We start from the raw sequence: 18,317 nt of genomic DNA on the forward strand, positions 1-18,317 counted from the left end.
GCACCCCAGACCGTTCGTCTGGACGAAGACCGCCGACGAGATTCTCGACAAAGTCGCTGCCTACTGCCGACGAATCTCTGACTCAGATCACTAGGTCCTGTCCGGCCGATCTCTGCCGGACAGGACCTGGCCGGGGGCTCCCGGTCGACGGACCCGCCTGCTAGCGGGCCCAGCGCGGGTCGCGTCCGGTGGCGGCGAGCAGCTTGTCCAGGTCGGAGGCATCGTCGGGCACCGGAACCGGCTCGCCGAAGACTCCTGCCTTGCGGGCCATCGGCGCCATCTGCGCGAGCACCGGACGGGCCTCGTCCAGTACCGCTGCGGGCGCCGTGTACTCCTGCCCGGTTGCCCGCGCCAAGTCCCAGGCGTGCACGGTCAGGTCGCCGAGGACCATGTTCCCCACCGTCCTGGCGGGCAGCCCCATCGCGCCTGTGGTGCCCTCCTCGGCGCCGGGGGCGGCCCAGGCCTCGATCAGCCGCCGCGTCTCCTCGCCGAACTCGGTGCGCCAGTCACCGCCCAGGTAATCGGCGCCGTCGTCGAATTCGACGTCCTGCCGGGCGGCCAGTGCCTGAAAGTTGATCACTACCTGGATCAGGTGGTTGAGCAGCTTCCGCACGTCGTACTCGGCACACGGTGTGGGGTTCGCGAGCTGCGCGTCGTCGATCGCCCGGACGATGGGTGCGGCCTGTGCCGCGGCCGCTTCGAGCAGTTCGCTGATCGGGCGCGGCTCACCGGTTCCCGCTCCGTTCGCCGGCGCTGCTGCGTTCATGTCTTCGCTGCTGCTTTCGTTTCTGGCTTCGCTCATGCATTCACGCTACGGAGCGCAGCCGGCCGCGTCTTGAAGAAACACGACATACGATCGCTGTCATGCCTGGTCCGCGCCGCGACACCCGGGGCATCGTCGACGCTCCCGAGCTTTTTGCCCGCGTCCGATTCCGCCGCCGTGAGCCGGCGCCCGCGTTCCGTCCATATGTCGAGCACTACTGGCTCATCGACTGGGACCTGAGCGAGCCGTACACGTCCCATGTGGTGCCGCACCCGTCGGTGAACGTGGTCTTCGAGAAATTCGGTGGCTCGCCGGCCTTCGGCGAGGTCTCCGGCATCGGACTGGATCTCTTCACCCAGCGGCTGGAAGGGCGGGGCCGGGTCTGCGGAATCCAGTTCCGGCCCGGCGGCTTCCGTCCCTTCGCCTCCGACCGGCCGGTGTCGGACTGGACGGGGCGCCGGGTGCCGCTGGAGGAGGTCTTCCCGGCAGGCAGCGTCTCCGCCACTCCGAAGCAGGTGTTGAGTCCGCCCGACGAGGACGACCGGGTGCGCGCACTGGACAGCTTTCTGTGCCTCCTCGCGCCGGAGCCCGACCCGCAGGCGGCACGCGCGATGGACGTGGTGGACCGGGTTCGCAGGGACCGCACGATCCGGCGCGTCGAGGAACTGGCAGTCCAGGAAGGCGTTTCGGCACGCTCGCTGCAGCGGCTCTTCGCCGCCCACGTCGGCGTCAGCCCGAAGTGGGTCATCCTCCGCTACCGCATCCATGAGGCGCTGGAGCGGGCGGAGACCGCGAAGGCGATCGACTGGGCCCGGCTCGCCGACGAACTCGGTTACAGCGACCAGGCGCATCTCACCCGCGACTTCACCGCCACCATCGGCGTCCCGCCGACGGCGTACGCAATCCGCTGACCTCTGCCCCTGCGCCTACAGTCGGTGAGATGGGACAGGACGTGCGTATCGAGCCGTGGTCGGAGAGTGATCTCGACCTGCTCCGGCGCATGAACGCGCCGGAGCTGATGCGCCACCTGGGCGGCCCGGAAACCGAGGAACAGCTGCTCGTCAGACACGAGCGGTACGTCGCCATGAGCGCCGGCACCGACGGCGCGGGCACGATGTTCCGGATCGTGCTGCCCGAGGGCGAAGCCGTGGGGACCATCGGGTACTGGGAGCGGGACTGGCACGGACAGCGGGTGTACGAGTCGGGGTGGGGCGTGCTCACCGCCCACCAGGGACGGGGCATAGCGTCAGCCGCGATCGCAGCAGTGATCCAGTGGGCCGGTCAGGAGCGGACCCACCGCTATCTGCACGCCTATCCGTCCATCGGCAATCCGCCGTCGAACGCGGTGTGCCGGAAGGCCGGGTTCACGCTCATGGGTGAGTGCGACCTCGAGTACCCGCCGGGCACACCGCTGCGCTGCAACGACTGGCGGGTGGAGCTCGATCGGGCCGGTGGGCGCCCTGCTCCCGCCGCGCCCGTCAGTGCATGAGTTCGTTACCGGCCGTCAGCAGGTCGCTCCCGGCCGTGGCCGCGTCCTTGACCGCGTGCACCTTCTCCCCGACCTTCTCCCCGACGACACCCTCCGCCAGCGGCTTGGCCTGTTCGCCGACTGCCGAGGCGGTCTTCGCGGTACTGCTGAGGTTGCTCCCGAGGACACTGACCTGCGCGGCCTGAGCGGCCGGCGCGATGGCGGCGAGGAGGGCGGATCCGGCGGCAGCGGCAGTGAGGATTCGACGTACGTTCATGATCCATACAACGCGCGGGAGCGTCCGAAGGGCACGCGGTTCCCCGGGACTTCACCCCCTGGTGGGTACCCGGCGGGCAGCGCGGTGCCGGCCCCCCGGAAATCCGCTTGACGAGCAGACCGTGGTCGCCAATATTTATCTGCGTTGCACAGATTATTCGTTGCGCATGTAATGGCTCACCGAGAAACGGAACCTCATGACCACCCTCGTCACCGGCAGCCGCGGCAAGATCGGCTCCACCCTCATTCAGTTGCTGAAGGACCACGGAACCGACGTCCGGGCCGCATCCGCCCGCCCCGACGAACTCGCCGTGCCCACCGGCGTGACGGCCGTACGGGTCGACCTCCACGACCCGGCCACCTTCGCGGAGGCACTGGACTCGGTCGACTCGGTCTTCCTCTACGCCGAACCCGCACAGATCGGCGCCTTCCTCGAACGGGCCGAGTCGGCAGGCGTCCAGCACATCGTGCTGCTCTCCTCCAGCTCGGTACTCGACCCCGCGTCCGCCGACAGCCCGATCGTCGCATCGCACTTCGCCGTCGAACAGGCGCTGGGCGCCAGCGCCATCGAGACGACCGTCCTGCAGCCCGGAGCCTTCGCCGCCAACGCGCTCCAGTGGGCCTGGACGCTGAAGGGCGGGGGCGCCATCGACCTTCCCTACCCCGGCAGTTACACCGATCCGATCCACGAACGGGACATCGCCGAGGCCGCCCTCGCGGTGCTCATCGAATCCGGGCTGCACGGCACCTCGTACCACCTCACGGGGCCGCGGTCCCTGACCTTCGCCGGGCAGATCGCGGCACTGGAGCGCGCCACCGGCCTGACCATCCCCGTCAACCACGTCTCGCCCGGCGCCTGGAAGAAGTCCGTGAGCGATTACCTGTCGCCCGCCCTCGCGGACGCCTTGCTGGGCTACTGGGCGGCGAACGACGGCGTGCCCACGCCGATCACCCGCAACGTCGAGGCACTCACCGGGCATCCGGCTCGCACCTTCGACACCTGGGCGGCGGAGAACGCCGACGCCTTCCGCACCCCGTCGGGCCCCTCCGCCGCGTAAGCCGCTCGCGCCCCGGACCCGGTTGCGCCCACCGGGTTGCGCCCAGCCGGTTGCGCCCGCCACGGCAGGAAACGACTGGTCCAGGGCATCCGCTCAATGACATCCTGACCGTGTGAACGGACCGGAGATCCACCTCGACTTCGCCCCCGAACTGCGCCTCTTCGTTCCGTCGGGCCACCGGCAGGGACGTACGCCGGTGATCACCGACGGCCGGTCCACCCTCGGCCACGTCATCGAGTCGATCGGCGTCCCGCTCACCGAGGCCGGCCGACTGGTGGTGGACGGCCGCCCCGTGGGCGCCTCCCACATCCCCGGCGCGGGCGAGTCCATCGAGGTGTACGCCGTCGAGCGGCCCCAGCACGTGCCCGGCGCCCCGCTCCGCTTCCTGCTCGACGTCCACCTCGGCACGCTGGCCCGACGGCTGCGGCTGCTGGGCGTGGACGCGGCGTATTTCAGCGAGGACATCGGCGACCCCGCGCTTGCCACCATTTCGGCGCGCGAACAACGCGTGCTGCTGTCGCGTGACCGGGGCCTGCTGCGGCGCCGCGAGCTGTGGGCCGGGGCCTACGTCTACAGCGACCAGCCCGACGAGCAACTGCGCGACGTGCTGAGCAGGTTCACCCCCGAACTCGCGCCATGGACCCGCTGCACCGCGTGCAACGGCGACCTCGTCCCCGCCACCAAGGACAGCGTCCGCGACCGCATCGAAGGCGGCACCGAGCGCACGCACGACGTCTTCGCCCAGTGCGTGGTCTGCGAGCGGGTGTACTGGCGGGGCGCACACCATCAGCGTCTGGATGCGATCGTCGCTGCGGCGCTGCGCGACTTCAGTCCAGTGCCCCGCTCCGCAGACGGCTGATCTGCACGGCACTGAGCTCCACCGTCCGCCGCATGTGCGCGCACAGCAGCGCGATCTCCTCGTCGCCGCAGGTGTCGAACATGGCGAACCACTCCCCGCTCAGCTGTGACCAGACCGCGCCGAGCTGCGCCAGGCGCTCGGGTACGGTCGCGACCAGTACCTTCCGCCGGTCCCCGGAGTCACGCCGACGCGTGACGTAACCCGCGCGCTCCAGACGGTCGACGAGCCGGGTCGCGGACCCTGTCGTCAGTCCGGTCAGTTCGGCGATCCGCCCGGTGGTGACCGGATCGCGTTCGAGCCCCAGCAGATTGAGGCACTGCAGATCGGTGGGATGCAACTGCAGACGGTCGGCCATGGCCTGGTTGAACAGGGCGTACGCCGCCATGTATCTGCGAGCCGTCACCCCCATCTCGGCCATCAGAGCATCCCGCCGCTCGCTCTGCTCACCGGTCCTCTGCGCCATGCAGAAAGTGTAGAGCGCAGGCGTAGCCGGCTGCTGCCGGGAGCACCGGCAGCGCCGCGGCCGTGCCCTCAGGGCTCCTCGGCGGTCAGGTATCGCTGGATCGTGGGGCCCAGCCAAGCGATCAGCTCCTCCCTGCTCATCTCGACGACAGGCGGAAAGCGCAGGATGTACCGCGCCATCGCCATACCCAGGATCTGAGCGGCGACCAGCGCGGCCCGGGCCGGCGCCTGCGCGGGATCGGGGCAGACTCCTTCGGCGATGGGGACGAGCTGCCGCTTGAGGATGCTCCGCATCCGCTCGGCACCCGCCGGATTGGTGACACCCACCCGCAGCAGCGCGCTGAGCACGTCGTCCTGCTCCCAGCGGTCGACGAAGTGGGAGGCCAGAACGGCGCCGATGTGCCGACCGGGCAGTGCGCCGAATTCGCTCAGCACACCCGGCCCGCTCTCGCCGAGACCGATGAGCTCCGTCGGCCCGGGAAGCCGCAGATCGATGTCCGATGCCGCCGCGAACAGCGCTTCCTTGTTGCCGAAATACCGCATCACCATGGACGGATCGATCCGGGCGTCCCGCGCTATGGCCCGGATCGTCGCGCGCTCATAGCCGTCGGCAGCGAAGCGCTCACGGGCGGCTTCGAGAATCACCGCCTTGGTGACTTCGGACGAGCGCCTGGGAGAGGCCGGAGCCGACGTGTCGTTCATGTCGCCAACTTTATGCCAACAGTCGTTGGCCAACAAGTGTTGACTCCGTCCCGGCGAACGCTATAGCTTTGCCAACAAGCGTTTGCCAACACTCGTTGGCAAGCTGTCGTCGGCAAACTCGCGTCGGCAAGCTCATCGGCAGGAGGCCGTCATGACAGACCAGCCCAGCCCCGGCAGCAGCCCCACGACCACCGACGTCCTCGTGGTCGGCGCCGGCCCGACCGGACTCCTGCTCGCCGGCGACCTGGCCGCTGCCGGTCTGAGCGTCACGCTCGTCGAGCGCCGTCCGCAGGAGACCAGCAACCTGACCCGGGCGTTCGCCGTTCACGCCCGGACGCTCGAAATGCTCGATGCCCGTGGCCTCGCCGACGAGCTGATAAGCAAGGGCGAGATCATCCGCAGCCTGCAGCTGTTCGGCCGGCTCGCTCTCGACCTCGGCCGGCTGCGCTCCCGCTTCCCGTATCTTCTGGTCACCCCTCAGTACGAAGTCGAGGGCGTGCTGGAACGCAGAGCCCGGTCCGCGTCCGTGGACTTCCGCTACGGCACGGAACTCGTCGGCCTCCATCAGGACGCCGACTCGGTCACCGCGGAGGTCCGGACCGGGGACCACACCCCGACCAGCCTCCGCGCCCGGTACCTCGTCGGCACCGACGGAGTGCGCAGCGCCGTCCGCGAGGCACTCGGTCTGCCGTTTCCCGGCACCGCGGTCATCCGCTCCATCGTGCTCGCCGATGTCCGCCTCACCGAGGAACCCGAGACGCTCCTCAGCGTCCGGGGCAACGGCGAAGCCTTCACCGTCATCGCCTCGTTCGGCGACGGCTGGTACCGCGTGATGGGTTGGAACCGCAACCGCCAGGTCCCCGATACCGCGCCGGTCGATCTCGACGAGGTTCGCGAGATCACCCGGGCCGCCCTCGGCACCGACCTCGGGATGCACGACGCCCGTTGGATCTCCCGGTTTCACAGCGACGAACGTCAGGCGCCCTCCTACCGGACCGGCCGGGTCTTCCTCGCCGGAGACGCCGCCCATGTCCACTCGCCGGCCGGCGGCCAAGGTATGAACACCGGCATCCAGGACGCCGCGAACCTCTCCTGGAAGCTCGCCGCGGTGCTGCGGGGACACGCCCCCGCCTCACTCCTCGACAGCTACGAGTCCGAGCGACACCCGGTCGGCGCCGCGGTGCTCCGCAGCAGCGGCGCCCTGATCCGCCTCGCCATGGCGCACACCCCGTTCCAGCGCGCAGCCCGTTCCGTCTGCACACGACTGCTCAGCACGGTCCGCCCCGCCTCCGCCAAAGCCATCGCGATGGTCTCCGGTATCGGTATCTCGTACCCGGCGGGCCGAGGCGCGCACCACCTGACCGGCAAGCGGGCCCCCGATCTGCACCTCGCCGAAGGCCGCCTCCACACCCTGCTGCGAGAAGGCTCCCCGATTCTGGTGACCCCGGCCGGCCGAACCCCCGAGCTTCCCGCCCACGTCATATCCGCCCACTGGTCAGGCACCCGGCACACCTCGCTTCTCGTCCGCCCCGACGGCTACATCGCCTGGGCGAGCGAGAAGCAGCACACCGCAGGCGACCTCGCGCCCCTGCTCGGCCGCTGACCGGCGGCCGCGTGCCACCCTGTGGGCCATGCAGACCGCCCGATCCGCCGCCCTGTTTGTGCTCGCCGCGCTCTTCGAGATCGGCGGTGCCTGGCTCGTCTGGCAGGGAGTACGGGAGCACCGGGGCTGGATCTGGATCGGCGGCGGCGTCATCGCCCTCGGTATCTACGGATTCGTCGCCACCCTCCAGCCCGACGCGCAATTCGGCCGGATCCTCGCCGCCTACGGAGGGGTTTTCGTCGCCGGGTCCATCGCCTGGGGAGTGGTGGCCGACGGCTACCGCCCTGACCGTTGGGACATCACCGGCGCGCTGATCTGTCTGGCCGGCATGGCAGTCATCATGTACGCGCCGCGCGGCCGATGACCGCCGGCAGCTTGCAGCCCTGCGGCCCGGGGCCCGGCCGCACCAGCCGCCTATCCTGTCAGTGAATCGACCGTATGCCCGAGGAGCACCCCCATGACCGCCGCGCCCGCAGCCACCAACCGCATCGCCGTCGTCACCGGTGCGAGCAGCGGCATCGGCGCCGCCACCGCCCGGCAGCTCGCGGCCGCCGGTTACCGCGTCGTCCTCACCGCCCGCCGCAAGGACCGCCTGGAAGAGCTCGCGGCCGAGATCAACGCGGCCGGTCACCAGGCGACCGCCTACGCCCTGGACGTCACGGACCGGCCTGCCGTCGAAGCCTTCGCCAGTGCCTTCCCCACCATCGGTGTGCTGGTCAACAACGCCGGTGGGGCACTCGGCGCGGACCCGGTCGCCACCGGCGACCCCGACCAGTGGCGCCAGATGTACGAGACCAATGTCATCGGCACCCTCAACCTCACCCAGACGCTGCTCCCCGCCCTGATCGCGAGCGGCGACGGCACCGTGGTCGTGCTCTCCTCCACGGCGGGTCACGCCACGTACGAAGGTGGCGCCGGCTATGTGGCGGCCAAGAACGGCGCCCGGGTCCTGGCCGAGACACTCCGCCTGGAGATCGTCGGCCGGCCCGTGCGGGTGATCGAGATCGCTCCCGGGATGGTCAAGACCGAGGAGTTCGCCACCACCCGCTTCGGCGGCGACGAGGAGAAGGCCGCCCGGGTCTACGCAGGCGTGGCCGAGCCGCTCACCGCCGACGACGTCGCGGAAACCATCACCTGGGCGGTCACCCGCCCCAGCCACGTCAACATCGACCTCCTGGTGGTCCGCCCCCGCGCCCAGGCCTCCAACACGAAGGTGCACCGGGAGCTGTGACATGGCTCGGCTCCGGGAACCGGTTCCCGGAGCCGTCGTTCACCTGGTGCGCCCTCGGCCTCAGCCCTTCACACACACGACCTGCTTCAGCTTCGCCACGACCTCGACCAGGTCACTCTGCCGGTCGATGACCTGCTCGATCGACTTGTAGGCACCCGGAATCTCATCGACGACGCCGGAGTCCTTGCGGCACTCCACTCCCTGTGTCTGCTCCTCCAGGTCCCGGGTCGAGAAGCGCCGCTTGGCTGCGTTCCGGCTCATCTTCCGGCCGGCACCGTGCGAGGCCGAATTGAAGGCCTTCTCGTTGCCGAGACCCTTCACGATGTAAGAACCGGTGCCCATAGAGCCCGGGATGATCCCGAACTCACCGGATCCGGCACGGATCGCACCCTTCCGGGTGACGAGCAGGTCCATGCCGTCGTACCGCTCCTCCGACACATAGTTGTGGTGGCAGCTGATGACCGGTTCGAACGTGACCCGGGCCTTCTTGAACTCCTTGCGCACCACGTCCTGGAAGAGGGTCATCATGATCGAGCGGTTGTACTTCGCGTACTCCTGCGCCCAGAACAGATCGTTCCGGTACGCCGCCATCTGAGGGGTGTCCGCGATGAACACCGCCAGGTCACGGTCGACCAGGCCCTGGTTGTGGGGCAGCTTCTGTGCGACGCCGATGTGGTGGTCGGCCAATTCTTTGCCGATGTTCCGGGAGCCGGAGTGGAGCATCAGCCAGACAACACCCGACTCATCAAGACAAAACTCGACAAAGTGGTTTCCCGCACCGAGCGAACCCATCTGCTTTACCGCCCGCTCCTGACGGAATTTGACCGCTTCCGCCACTCCGTCGAACCGCTCCCAGAAGCCGTCCCAACCGGCCGTCGGGAACCCGTGCAGCCGACCGGGGTCCACCGGGTCGTCGTGCATCCCCCGGCCGACCGGGATCGCCTGCTCGATCTTGGAGCGCAGCCGCGACAGATCGCCCGGCAGATCGTTGGCCGTCAGTGAGGTCTTCACCGCCGACATACCGCAGCCGATGTCCACGCCGACCGCAGCCGGGCAGACCGCCCCATGCATGGCGATCACCGAGCCGACCGTCGCGCCCTTGCCGTAGTGGACGTCGGGCATCACGGCCAGCCCCTTGATCCAGGGCAGCGTGGAGACATTGCGCAGCTGCTGCATGGCGCCGTCCTCGACCGTGGCAGGGTCGGCCCACATACGGATGGGCACCTTCGCACCCGGAACCTCTACATACGACATAACTCCTCGATTCCCCCGAAAGTTCAGAAGCAGGAAAAACCTGCAACAAGGCCCGCGAAAGCGACAGCGGACCGGCATGCACACCAGTGCGTGCGATAGACATTGTGTCCGGCCACCGCCATCGGGCGGTATCCGTTTTTCGTCCCGAAGGAGCCTCGGACCAGTGCAGCGTAGGGCGTACGTACCCAGCTTGATGCTGTTCGCAGCGCTTGTCGCGGGCTGTACATCGGGCTCGGGGAATAACGGTTCCCCCGACGACTCGAAGCCCGGCGAGACCACGCCGGCTGCCGCACCGGGGAAATACCTGACGCTGCCCGAGCCCTGTGGCGCGAGCGATCGTGGCGTGCTCAAGGACATGTTCCCCGGGGCGGCCGGCCTGCCCGAGGAGCAGCAGGAGAAGGTGTACGCGGGCACGCCGGAACCGACCTTCGACACCGACCGCCGGGTCGGCTGCCGCTGGAAGGGCGGAGACGCCACCACGTCGCACCGTCTGTACGTCGACATGGAGCGGGTGGTCAGCTACGACAACGCGGTCAGCGACGACGACCGGGCGAAAGCGCTGTACGAGGACAGGGAGACGGCAGCGGACCTGCCGGACTCCGCCGGCACCGCCACCCCCAGCGGAAAGCCGTCCGGATCGCCCTCCGGCTCCCCGTCCGGCACCACCGATGACGCGAACACCTCGGACGGCTCGGACGACGCGACCGCGTCCGACGGATCCACCGACGCAACCGGCGCCAACGGCGCGCAGACCTCCACCGCCCTCCAGTCACGCGTCCTGAAGGGCCTCGGCAGCGCCGCCTACCTCCAGGACATCCCGTCCGGACCCGGCGCAGCGACTCCGCAGCGCACCGTCCGGGTGGTCTTCCGCGAGTCCAATGTCATCGTCACGGTCGAGTACAGCGAACAGCCCGTCGGTACGTCCGAGGTACCGGCCGGCCAGGACCTGCAGGACCGGGCCCAGGCCCTGGCACACAAACTCGCCGGACAGATCGGCGAATAGCCACCACCCGCCGCCCCCGGCGTACCGTGGCGCCCCGAACCCGAACCGCACGACACCGCCCGCACGACACCGCCCGCACGACACATGAGCGAAGGAACCATGCACCGATCAGCCCCGCGACTCACCCGCCTCCTCGCCTGTGCAGCCGTCCCCGTGATGCTCGTCGTCGCCGGCTGCTCATCGGACTCCGGCTCCAGCGGCAAGAAGGAATCCAGCCCCTCGAGCACGCCGAGCCCGTCGAAGTCACCGACCGTCGAGAAGGCCGTGTTCGCCAAGCTGCCGGACGCCTGCAAGTCGATCTCGGCCAAGACGATCGCGGACCTGGTCCCCAAGGTGAAGGACAAGTCGGGCACCGAGGACAAGTCGAGCGATCTGTCGGCACGCGCCGGCTGCTCCTGGAACGGCCTGCAGAGCAAGGGCACCAAGGGTTCGCAGTACCGCTGGCTGTCCGTCTCCTATCTCCGCTACGACTCGGACCCGGTGCTCGGCAGCGGCGCCAAGCGTGCCGAGCAGCAGTACACGAAGTCCGTCAGCGATGTCCAGGCCACCGACGGCGCCAAGAACGTGAAGTCGTCTCCCGCCACCGGTCTCGGCAACGAGGCGACCATGGTCACCTACGAGCAGCGCAAGACCGACGCGGACTTCAACTACGCCCTGGTCGTCATCCGCACGGAGAACGTGGTGGTCGTCGTCAACCACAACGGTGCCGGTTTCGAGGGCTCGAAGTCGCCGTCCGTCAGCGATATGACGAAGGGTGCCCAGACCGCGAGCAAGGAAGCGGTGGCCGCGGTGGCCGCCGCCAACAAGTAGCTCCGAGCCGCCTCCGACCCACCCGCGCAACACCATCCGCACACATGTGCCAGGCTGTGCCCGCCAGATGTCGAAATCGGGAGGGGAACGCGGGTGGCCGCGATGCAGCTGACACGCACGCACCGGATACTCGTCGCCGTGGTGGTCGCAGGCGCGGTGATCATCGCGGGGATCGGTTTCGCGGGCTCCTATGCGGCCGTGCGCGAGCTCGCCCAGGAGAAGGGCTTCGGCCGGTTCTCGCTGGTGTTCCCGATCGGTATCGACGCGGGCATCTGCGTGCTGCTCGCGCTGGACCTGCTGCTGACCTGGATCCGTATCCCGTTCCCGCTGCTGCGGCAGACCGCGTGGCTGCTGACCGCGGCGACGATCGCCTTCAACGGCGCGGCCGCATGGCCCGACCCGCTCGGCACCGGGATGCACGCCGTGATCCCGGTCCTGTTCGTCGTCTGCGTCGAGGCAGCGCGGCACGCGGTGGGCCGGATCGCCGACATCACCGCCGACAAACACATGGAAGGCGTCCGCCTCACCCGGTGGCTGCTCTCCCCGGTTCCCACGTTCCGGCTGTGGCGCCGGATGAAGCTGTGGGAGCTGCGCAGTTACGACGAGGTCATCAAGCTCGAACAGGACCGGCTGATCTACCGGGCCCGGCTACAGGCGCGGTTCGGCCGCAACTGGCGGCGCAAGGCCCCGATCGAGTCACTGATGCCGCTGCGCCTCGCGAAGTACGGGGTCCCGCTCGCCGAGACGGGCCCCTCCGGCCTCGCCGCCGCCGGCGTCGAGCCGGTGCTGCTGCCGTCGGCCCCCGCTCTGGAGGCGGCGCGCGTATCCGCCGCCGAGACGCCCGCCGTGGCCGCGCCCGCACAGCCGGAGCCCGAGCCGGAGCCGGAACAGGCCCCGCAGGAGAGCCCGTGGTTCGCGCCGCAGCAGGTGTCCCAGGAGTATGCGGGGACCTACGACCCGGCGTACGAGGTGACGTACGACCAGGTGACGTACGACCAGGTGACCTACGAGCAGCAATACCAGGAGCAGTACCAGGAGCAGTACGAATCCCCGCAGGACTACGACCAACAGCCGTACGACCCACAGCCGTACGCCGAGGCCACGGAACAGACCGACGCCCCCGAGGACCCGGAGCACCCCCAGGTCATGGTCCCCTCCGGCCCCCACCGCACCCGCCCCCTCGGCCGTGCCGTGCCCGGACCGCGTACGGAGGCTCTGGCGGAAGGGGTGGCCGATGTGGTGGGGCCCGAGACCACCGGTCTGCCGGAGGATGTCACCCGCGAGGACGCGTACTTCACGGCGTTCCGCAAGTACATCAGCGAGAACAACGAGTCCCCGACACCGCGTCAGTTCGGCCGTTACCTCAAGGACTTGTACGGCGTCACGGGTCGCAACGGCGACACCCTCAGCGACAGTTCGATGCGCGGCTACATCAACCGTTTCCAGGTCCGGTACAACACCGAACTGGACGCGGAACACATCGCTTAGCGCCGACGAACACGGCTGAGGGCCGCCGCCCCGGGAACGTTCCCGGGGCGGCGGCCCTCAGCCGTGCCGTGCGCTCAGGCGCCGAGCAGCTTCCGTACCCGGTCGGCGCCGACGGCGAGCAGCAGGGTGGGCAGCCGCGGCCCGGTGTCGCGGCCGACCAGCAGCCGGTAGAGCAGCGCGAAGAAGGTGCGCTGCGCGACCTTCATCTCCGGGGTCGGCTTGGCGTCCGGTGCGAAGCCCGCCTGGATCTTCGGCACGCCGTAGACGAGCGCCGTCAGGCCCTCCAGCGACCAGTGCGAGTCCAGACCGTCGACCAGCAGTCGCAGCGACTCCCGGTCCTGGTCGGCGAGGCCGGTCAGGATCTCGGTGTCCGGCTCGTCGCGCACCACGGTGCGCTGCTCGGCCGGGACCTGGGTGGTGATCCAGTTCTCGGCGCAGTCCAGCCGTGGCCGTACCGCGTCGAGCGAGGCGATCGGATTCTCCGGGTCCAGTTCGCTGAGGATCCGCAGCGTCTGGTCCTCGGCGCCCGCCGTGATGTCCGCGACCGACGCCAGCGTGCGGTAGGACAGCGGGCGCTCGGTGTGCGGCAGTTCACCGGCGGCGGTGCGGGTCGCCCGTGAGTACGCGGCCGCGTCGGCGGGCAGCACGGAACCATCGGCCACCTTCTTGGCCAGCGCGTCCCACTCGTCGTAGAGCCGCTGGATCTCCTGGTCGAAGGCGATCTTGAACGACTGGTTCGGCCTGCGCCGCGCGTACAGCCAGCGCAGCAACGGCGCTTCCATGATCTTCAGCGCGTCGGCCGGGGTCGGCACGCCCCCCTTCGAGGACGACATCTTGGCCATGCCGCTGATCCCGACGAACGCGTACATCGGTCCGATCGGCTGCACGCCGTCGAAGATCTCCCGGACGATCTGCCCGCCGACGACGAACGACGACCCGGGCGACGAGTGGTCGACACCGCTCGGCTCGAAGACCACGCCCTCGTAGGCCCAGCGCATCGGCCAGTCGACCTTCCAGACCAGCTTGCCGCGGTTGAACTCACTCAGCAGCACGGTCTCGGAGTGCCCGCAGTGGGCACAGGTGTAGGTCAGCGACGTGGTCTCGTCGTCATACGCGGTGACCTTGGTGAGGTCCTTCCCGCACGAACCGCAGTACGGCTTGTACGGGTAGTACTCGGTGCCGGCGCCGCTGCCGTCGTCCTCGTCCGCCGCGCCGGATCCCTCGGCGGCCTCGATCTCGGCCTCGTCGAGCGGCTTCTGGCTCTGCTTCTGGCTCTGCTTCTTCGAGGGCTTGTCGACCTGCTTGTCGGCCTGCTTGTCCACCTGCGCCGGGTCCTTCTTGGTCCGGTACCGGTCGAGGATCGCGTCGATGTCGCCGCGGTGCTTCATCGCGTGCAGGATCTGCTCGCGATAGGTGCCGGCCAGATACTGCTCGGTCTGGCTGATCGGGTCGTACTCCACACCCAGCTCGGTGAGCGCCTCGGCCATCGCGGCCTTGAAGTGCTCGGCCCAGTTCGGGTACGCGGACCCGGCGGGCGCGGGCACCGAGGTCAGCGGCTTACCGATGTGCTCGGCCCAGGAGTCGTCGATGCCGGGCACGCCGTTCGGCACCTTGCGGTACCGGTCGTAGTCGTCCCACGAGATCAGGTGCCGCACCTGGTACCCGCGCCGCCGGATCTCGTCCGCGACCAGGTGCGGGGTCATGACCTCGCGCAGATTGCCCAGGTGGATCGGCCCGGACGGGGACAGCCCGGACGCCACGACGATCACCGGCGAGGCCGCGCCGCCGAGTTTCGCGCCCTGGGCACGACGCTCCGATTCGGCGATGACATCGTCCGCGAAACGGGAGACCCAGTCGGTCTCTGTGCTCTGAGCCACGATCGGCACGTCCTTCTTTCTCGTACGCCGGTGAGTACGGTCCGCGAGTACCGTGTGCGGGTACCGTCTGCCAGTACTGGCGACAGCCATTGTCCCAGGTCCCCCGCCGACCGCGAAAATGGCTTTACCGGCCATGGGATACTTGGGTCCATCCCTCGTACCCCCAAGGAAACGGCAGCCGGCCCCATGCCTGAGCCAGTCTCGGTCACATCCCTCGCTTCGACGCTTCAGCAGCACCTCTCGGACGCCCTGACGGCAGCTCTGCCGGACGCCGGCGTCGCGGATCCGCTGCTGCGCCGAAGCGACCGGGCCGACTTCCAGGCCAACGGCATCCTGGCGCTCGCCAAGAAGCTCAAGGGCAACCCGCGCGAGCTGGCGGCCACCGTCACCGCGGCGATCCCGGCCAACGAGCTGATCAAGGACATCGAGGTGTCCGGGCCCGGTTTCCTCAACATCACGCTCGCCGACCGGGCGATCACCGAGACTCTCGCCGCCCGCGCCGCGGACGGCCGCCTCGGAGTGCCGTTCGCCGCGAACCCGGGCACCACGGTCATCGACTACGCCCAGCCGAACGTCGCCAAGGAGATGCACGTCGGGCACCTGCGCTCCGCCGTGATCGGTGACGCGATGGCCAAGATCATGGAGTTCGAGGGCGAGACCGTGGTGCGCCGCCACCACATCGGCGACTGGGGCACCCAGTACGGGATGCTCATCCAGTACCTGATCGAGCACCCGCACGAGTTGGACCACGAGGGCGGCGAGGCAGCCGGCGAGGCCGCGATGTCCGCGCTCAACCGGATCTACAAGGCGTCCCGGGCGGTCTTCGACTCCGACGAGGCATTCAAGGAGCGCTCGCGTGACCGGGTGGTCGCCCTGCAGTCCGGGGACCCGGAGACGCGCGCGCTGTGGCAGCAGTTCGTCGACGAGTCGAAGATCTACTTCTACTCGGTCTTCAACAAGCTGGACATGGAGATCAGCGACCCCGACATCGTCGGTGAGTCCGCTTACAACGACATGCTCGAGGAGACCTGCCGCCTGCTGGAGGAGTCCGGCGTCGCGGTCCGCTCCGAGGGTGCGCTCTGCGTCTTCTTCGACGACGTGAAGGGCCCGGACGGCAACCCGGTGCCGCTCATCGTCAAGAAGACCAACGGCGGTTACGGCTACGCGGCCACCGACCTCTCCGCCATCCGTAACCGGGTGCAGGAGCTCAAGGCCGACACGCTGCTCTATGTCGTGGACGCCCGGCAGGCCCTGCACTTCAAGATGGTCTTCGAGACGGCCCGGCGGGCCGGCTGGCTGAGCGACGAGGTCAAGGCCTACCAGTTGGCCTTCGGCACGGTCCTCGGCAAGGACGGCAAGCCGTTCAAGACCCGTGAGGGCGAGACGGTGCGGCTGGAGGACCTGCTCGACGAGGCCACCGAGCGCGCGTCGGCGGTCGTGCGGGAGAAGGCGCAGGACCTCACCGAGGAGGAGATCGCCGAGCGCGGCACGCAGGTCGGCATCGGCGCGGTGAAGTACGCGGACCTGTCGACGTCCGCGAGCCGGGACTACAAGTTCGACCTGGACCAGATGGTGTCGCTGAACGGCGACACCAGCGTCTACCTCCAGTACGCGTACGCCCGTATCCAGTCGATCCTCCGCAAGGCGGGCGACACCGGGCCCGCCGCGCACCCGGAGCTGGCACTGGCTCCGGCCGAGCGCACGCTGGGCCTGCACCTGGACCGGTTCGCCGAAACGCTCAGCGAGGTCGCCGCCGAGTACGCCCCGCACAAACTGGCCGCGTACCTCTACCAGTTGGCCTCGCACTACACGACGTTCTACGCCGAGTGCCCGGTCCTCAAGGCCGAGACCCCGGCGCACATCGAGAACCGGCTGTTCCTCTGCGAGCTCACCGCCCGCACGCTCCACCAGGGCATGGAACTGCTCGGCATCCGGACCCCCGAGCGGCTCTGAACCACCGCCGCAGAAGGTTTCAATCGCCCTGCTCGACGGCGGGTTCCCAGCCGTCGCCTCCCAGCGGGTAGACGTAATGCGGCTGGCCGTTCCCGGGGGCGCTCGCCCGGAACGGCTTGCCGTGGTCGTCGATGCGCAGCGTCCCGTGCCGGTCGCCGCTGCTCCACCGGAGCTCCAGGTACCAGCTGACGTCATGGCCCGCGGTGTGCGCGTTCACCTCGAGCACCTGCGGGTCGGTCGTGGACACCCTGTACGGGAAGTCCGTGGCCGGGATCTTGCGGTCGCCCTGGACCCCGGCCTTCGCACGGGCCATCGGCATCCCCGCGTCGAGGTCGATGTCGAAGGCCGCCGGGACGAGTCCGCCGCCGCAGCCGTCCCCCATCGCGAACGACGCCCAGTCGAGCGGGGCGTGGCGCCCCACGATCCGCACGTGCAGGGCCTGCAGCACCACCGCGTCCGTGGTCTTCCCCTGCACGGACAACTCGATCCGCGCGCCGCCGGAGGACACCGCGCCGAGCGCCCGCGCCCAGTTCGCGGCGTCCTGTTCGGTCTCGGGCGGCGGTACCCGGTCCGGTTTCCGGTCCACCAGGTACGACTGGCTGCACGGCCCGTCCCAGACGTACGGCCGCACGTCCACGCTCAGCGGCACGGCGGGCACGCTGTCCCCGTCGGCGCCCAGGGCCCCGGAGGGCGCACGGCTGTGGGATGCGGAGGCGGACGGCGATGCGGACCGGGACGGGGTCGGGGAGCCGGTCGGCCGCTTCGACAGTTCGGCCGGCGCTGACGAACTCGGAGGCAACGGGATCTCTCCGGGGCCACCGGCGACCGTGGACGTGCCCGACGGATGCGATGTGCCCGACTGCGTGAGAGCCACCGCGACCGGCACGGCCACGGCGACGCTCGCAGCGACGGCGGCTCCGATGAGCCACGGCTGTCGTCGCCTCGTCCAGCGGGCGGTGCGGGCGGCGGTGGCAGCGGCGGGGCTTACCGGTTCTGGCTCGGGCGCGACCACCGGGACGACCTCCGGAACCACCTCGTCCGGAATCACCTTCTCCGCGGCCACCGCGCCCTTCGGCCGCCGCCTCGCCGCGTCGGCCAGGATCCACCGCCGGTGCAGCTCGACCAGCTCGTCCGGGGTCGCCGCGCAGAGCCGCGCGAACCGCTCGACCGGCGCGTACTCGGTCGGCACCGCATCGCCGTTGCAGTAACGGTGGACAGTGGAGGTACTCATGTGGAGCTTCCCCGCGAGCACGCCGTAGCTGCGCCCCGAACGGTCCTTCAGCCTCCGCAGCAGCGCGGCGAATTCCTCGGTCTCCGAGCCCACTGCCACTGTTCCCCCTCGTACCGCGTCCCAGGCAGGCGTTCCAGGGACCTCATATCGGCCCAGGTCACAGTACGCGCAGGCGTTCCAGCGTCCCCAATGGACCGGGAACGATTGCGGCCGGAATCAGCCACCCCACAAGCTGAGTCCGTGACCAGCAGATTCCGGTCCGGCCTCACCGATCTCGTG

General features: G+C 69.4%; 18 protein-coding genes. 11 read left to right on the forward strand and 7 right to left on the reverse strand.

Going from position 1 to position 18,317, the window contains the following annotated elements:
• Positions 1-160 precede the first annotated feature (160 nt).
• On the reverse strand, positions 161-766 hold the full coding sequence (locus tag AB0436_RS29690) for a TIGR03086 family metal-binding protein (RefSeq protein WP_366471068.1): 606 nt from the start codon (positions 764-766) through the stop codon (positions 161-163).
• Positions 767-864: 98 nt separating this feature from the next.
• Between AB0436_RS29690 and AB0436_RS29695 the strand changes: the two genes are divergently transcribed.
• Together AB0436_RS29695 and AB0436_RS29700 are read left to right on the forward strand one after the other, a co-directional pair.
• Positions 865-1,674, forward strand: a complete 810-nt coding sequence (locus AB0436_RS29695) for a helix-turn-helix domain-containing protein (protein ID WP_366471032.1) — start codon at positions 865-867, stop codon at positions 1,672-1,674.
• 29 nt (positions 1,675-1,703) lie between these two features.
• Positions 1,704-2,252, forward strand: a complete 549-nt coding sequence (locus AB0436_RS29700; RefSeq protein WP_366471033.1) for a GNAT family N-acetyltransferase — start codon at positions 1,704-1,706, stop codon at positions 2,250-2,252.
• On the opposite strand, the gene AB0436_RS29705 is transcribed toward AB0436_RS29700, so the two are convergent.
• The gene (locus tag AB0436_RS29705) at positions 2,242-2,508 is read right to left on the reverse strand and encodes a hypothetical protein (protein ID WP_366471034.1); all 267 of its coding nucleotides are present in this window, start codon (positions 2,506-2,508) and stop codon (positions 2,242-2,244) included. The two genes, AB0436_RS29700 and AB0436_RS29705, sit on opposite strands and share 11 nt — an antisense overlap.
• A gap of 196 nt (positions 2,509-2,704) precedes the next feature.
• Between AB0436_RS29705 and AB0436_RS29710 the strand changes: the two genes are divergently transcribed.
• Together AB0436_RS29710 and AB0436_RS29715 are read left to right on the forward strand one after the other, a co-directional pair.
• Positions 2,705-3,565 carry an NAD(P)H-binding protein gene (locus AB0436_RS29710; protein ID WP_366471035.1) on the forward strand — a complete coding sequence of 287 codons (861 nt, stop codon included), beginning with the start codon at positions 2,705-2,707 and terminating at the stop codon, positions 3,563-3,565.
• 112 nt (positions 3,566-3,677) lie between these two features.
• Entirely contained in the window at positions 3,678-4,424 is a 747-nt protein-coding gene (locus AB0436_RS29715; RefSeq protein WP_366471036.1) for a Mut7-C RNAse domain-containing protein, read from the forward strand.
• On the opposite strand, the gene AB0436_RS29720 is transcribed toward AB0436_RS29715, so the two are convergent.
• Positions 4,393-4,842, reverse strand: coding sequence for a MarR family transcriptional regulator (locus tag AB0436_RS29720; protein ID WP_366471069.1), 450 nt, complete (start codon positions 4,840-4,842; stop codon positions 4,393-4,395). The genes AB0436_RS29715 and AB0436_RS29720 overlap by 32 nt on opposite strands.
• A gap of 113 nt (positions 4,843-4,955) precedes the next feature.
• The gene (locus AB0436_RS29725) at positions 4,956-5,588 is read right to left on the reverse strand and encodes a TetR family transcriptional regulator (RefSeq protein WP_366471037.1); all 633 of its coding nucleotides are present in this window, start codon (positions 5,586-5,588) and stop codon (positions 4,956-4,958) included.
• A gap of 151 nt (positions 5,589-5,739) precedes the next feature.
• On the opposite strand from AB0436_RS29725, the gene AB0436_RS29730 reads away from it, so the two are divergent.
• The 3 genes from AB0436_RS29730 to AB0436_RS29740 all read left to right on the forward strand — a co-directional run bounded on the left by AB0436_RS29730 (position 5,740) and on the right by AB0436_RS29740 (position 8,422).
• The gene (locus AB0436_RS29730) at positions 5,740-7,191 is read left to right on the forward strand and encodes an FAD-dependent oxidoreductase (protein ID WP_366471038.1); all 1,452 of its coding nucleotides are present in this window, start codon (positions 5,740-5,742) and stop codon (positions 7,189-7,191) included.
• A 28-nt stretch (positions 7,192-7,219) separates the two neighbouring features.
• Positions 7,220-7,555 (forward strand): YnfA family protein, encoded by a 336-nt coding sequence (locus AB0436_RS29735; RefSeq protein ID WP_366471039.1) that lies wholly within the window; start codon positions 7,220-7,222, stop codon positions 7,553-7,555.
• A 93-nt stretch (positions 7,556-7,648) separates the two neighbouring features.
• Positions 7,649-8,422 carry an SDR family NAD(P)-dependent oxidoreductase gene (locus tag AB0436_RS29740; protein WP_366471040.1) on the forward strand — a complete coding sequence of 258 codons (774 nt, stop codon included), beginning with the start codon at positions 7,649-7,651 and terminating at the stop codon, positions 8,420-8,422.
• Between the two features lie 60 nt (positions 8,423-8,482).
• Here the strand turns inward: AB0436_RS29740 and AB0436_RS29745 are convergent, their stop codons facing one another.
• On the reverse strand, positions 8,483-9,676 hold the full coding sequence (locus AB0436_RS29745; RefSeq protein ID WP_366471041.1) for an RtcB family protein: 1,194 nt from the start codon (positions 9,674-9,676) through the stop codon (positions 8,483-8,485).
• A gap of 163 nt (positions 9,677-9,839) precedes the next feature.
• Here AB0436_RS29745 and AB0436_RS29750 point away from each other — a divergent pair, with 163 nt between their 5' ends.
• The 3 genes from AB0436_RS29750 to AB0436_RS29760 all read left to right on the forward strand — a co-directional run bounded on the left by AB0436_RS29750 (position 9,840) and on the right by AB0436_RS29760 (position 12,977).
• Positions 9,840-10,679, forward strand: coding sequence for a DUF3558 domain-containing protein (locus tag AB0436_RS29750; protein ID WP_366471042.1), 840 nt, complete (start codon positions 9,840-9,842; stop codon positions 10,677-10,679).
• A 99-nt stretch (positions 10,680-10,778) separates the two neighbouring features.
• Positions 10,779-11,489 (forward strand): DUF3558 family protein, encoded by a 711-nt coding sequence (locus AB0436_RS29755; RefSeq protein WP_366471043.1) that lies wholly within the window; start codon positions 10,779-10,781, stop codon positions 11,487-11,489.
• A 93-nt stretch (positions 11,490-11,582) separates the two neighbouring features.
• A complete protein-coding gene (locus AB0436_RS29760; RefSeq protein WP_366471044.1) occupies positions 11,583-12,977 on the forward strand; it encodes a DUF2637 domain-containing protein in 1,395 nt (464 codons plus the stop codon).
• A 74-nt stretch (positions 12,978-13,051) separates the two neighbouring features.
• Here the strand turns inward: AB0436_RS29760 and lysS are convergent, their stop codons facing one another.
• On the reverse strand, positions 13,052-14,863 hold the full coding sequence (gene lysS, locus AB0436_RS29765; protein ID WP_366471045.1) for a lysine--tRNA ligase: 1,812 nt from the start codon (positions 14,861-14,863) through the stop codon (positions 13,052-13,054).
• Between the two features lie 177 nt (positions 14,864-15,040).
• On the opposite strand from lysS, the gene argS reads away from it, so the two are divergent.
• Complete coding sequence (gene argS / locus AB0436_RS29770) at positions 15,041-16,807, forward strand: arginine--tRNA ligase (protein WP_366471046.1); 1,767 nt, start codon at positions 15,041-15,043, stop codon at positions 16,805-16,807.
• Between the two features lie 19 nt (positions 16,808-16,826).
• On the opposite strand, the gene AB0436_RS29775 is transcribed toward argS, so the two are convergent.
• On the reverse strand, positions 16,827-18,137 hold the full coding sequence (locus AB0436_RS29775) for a helix-turn-helix transcriptional regulator (RefSeq protein ID WP_366471047.1): 1,311 nt from the start codon (positions 18,135-18,137) through the stop codon (positions 16,827-16,829).
• Between the last annotated feature and the right edge of the window lie 180 nt (positions 18,138-18,317).

Source organism: Streptomyces sp. NPDC051322 (genome assembly GCF_040689485.1).
GTDB lineage: Bacteria > Actinomycetota > Actinomycetes > Streptomycetales > Streptomycetaceae > Streptomyces.

Excerpts from the sequence above, each read along its gene's own strand:
- AB0436_RS29735 (WP_366471039.1), top strand. The coding sequence starts at position 7,220 with ATGCAGACCGCCCGATCCGCCGCCCTGTTTGTGCTCGCCGCGCTCTTC.
- argS (WP_366471046.1), top strand. The coding sequence starts at position 15,041 with ATGCCTGAGCCAGTCTCGGTCACATCCCTCGCTTCGACGCTTCAGCAG.
- AB0436_RS29755 (WP_366471043.1), top strand. The coding sequence starts at position 10,779 with ATGCACCGATCAGCCCCGCGACTCACCCGCCTCCTCGCCTGTGCAGCC.
- AB0436_RS29730 (WP_366471038.1), top strand. The coding sequence starts at position 5,740 with ATGACAGACCAGCCCAGCCCCGGCAGCAGCCCCACGACCACCGACGTC.
- AB0436_RS29745 (WP_366471041.1), bottom strand. The coding sequence starts at position 9,676 with ATGTCGTATGTAGAGGTTCCGGGTGCGAAGGTGCCCATCCGTATGTGG.
- AB0436_RS29720 (WP_366471069.1), bottom strand. The coding sequence starts at position 4,842 with ATGGCCGAGATGGGGGTGACGGCTCGCAGATACATGGCGGCGTACGCC.
- AB0436_RS29705 (WP_366471034.1), bottom strand. The coding sequence starts at position 2,508 with ATGAACGTACGTCGAATCCTCACTGCCGCTGCCGCCGGATCCGCCCTC.
- AB0436_RS29710 (WP_366471035.1), top strand. The coding sequence starts at position 2,705 with ATGACCACCCTCGTCACCGGCAGCCGCGGCAAGATCGGCTCCACCCTC.
- AB0436_RS29740 (WP_366471040.1), top strand. The coding sequence starts at position 7,649 with ATGACCGCCGCGCCCGCAGCCACCAACCGCATCGCCGTCGTCACCGGT.
- AB0436_RS29690 (WP_366471068.1), bottom strand. The coding sequence starts at position 766 with ATGAACGCAGCAGCGCCGGCGAACGGAGCGGGAACCGGTGAGCCGCGC.
- AB0436_RS29725 (WP_366471037.1), bottom strand. The coding sequence starts at position 5,588 with ATGAACGACACGTCGGCTCCGGCCTCTCCCAGGCGCTCGTCCGAAGTC.
- AB0436_RS29700 (WP_366471033.1), top strand. The coding sequence starts at position 1,704 with ATGGGACAGGACGTGCGTATCGAGCCGTGGTCGGAGAGTGATCTCGAC.
- AB0436_RS29695 (WP_366471032.1), top strand. The coding sequence starts at position 865 with ATGCCTGGTCCGCGCCGCGACACCCGGGGCATCGTCGACGCTCCCGAG.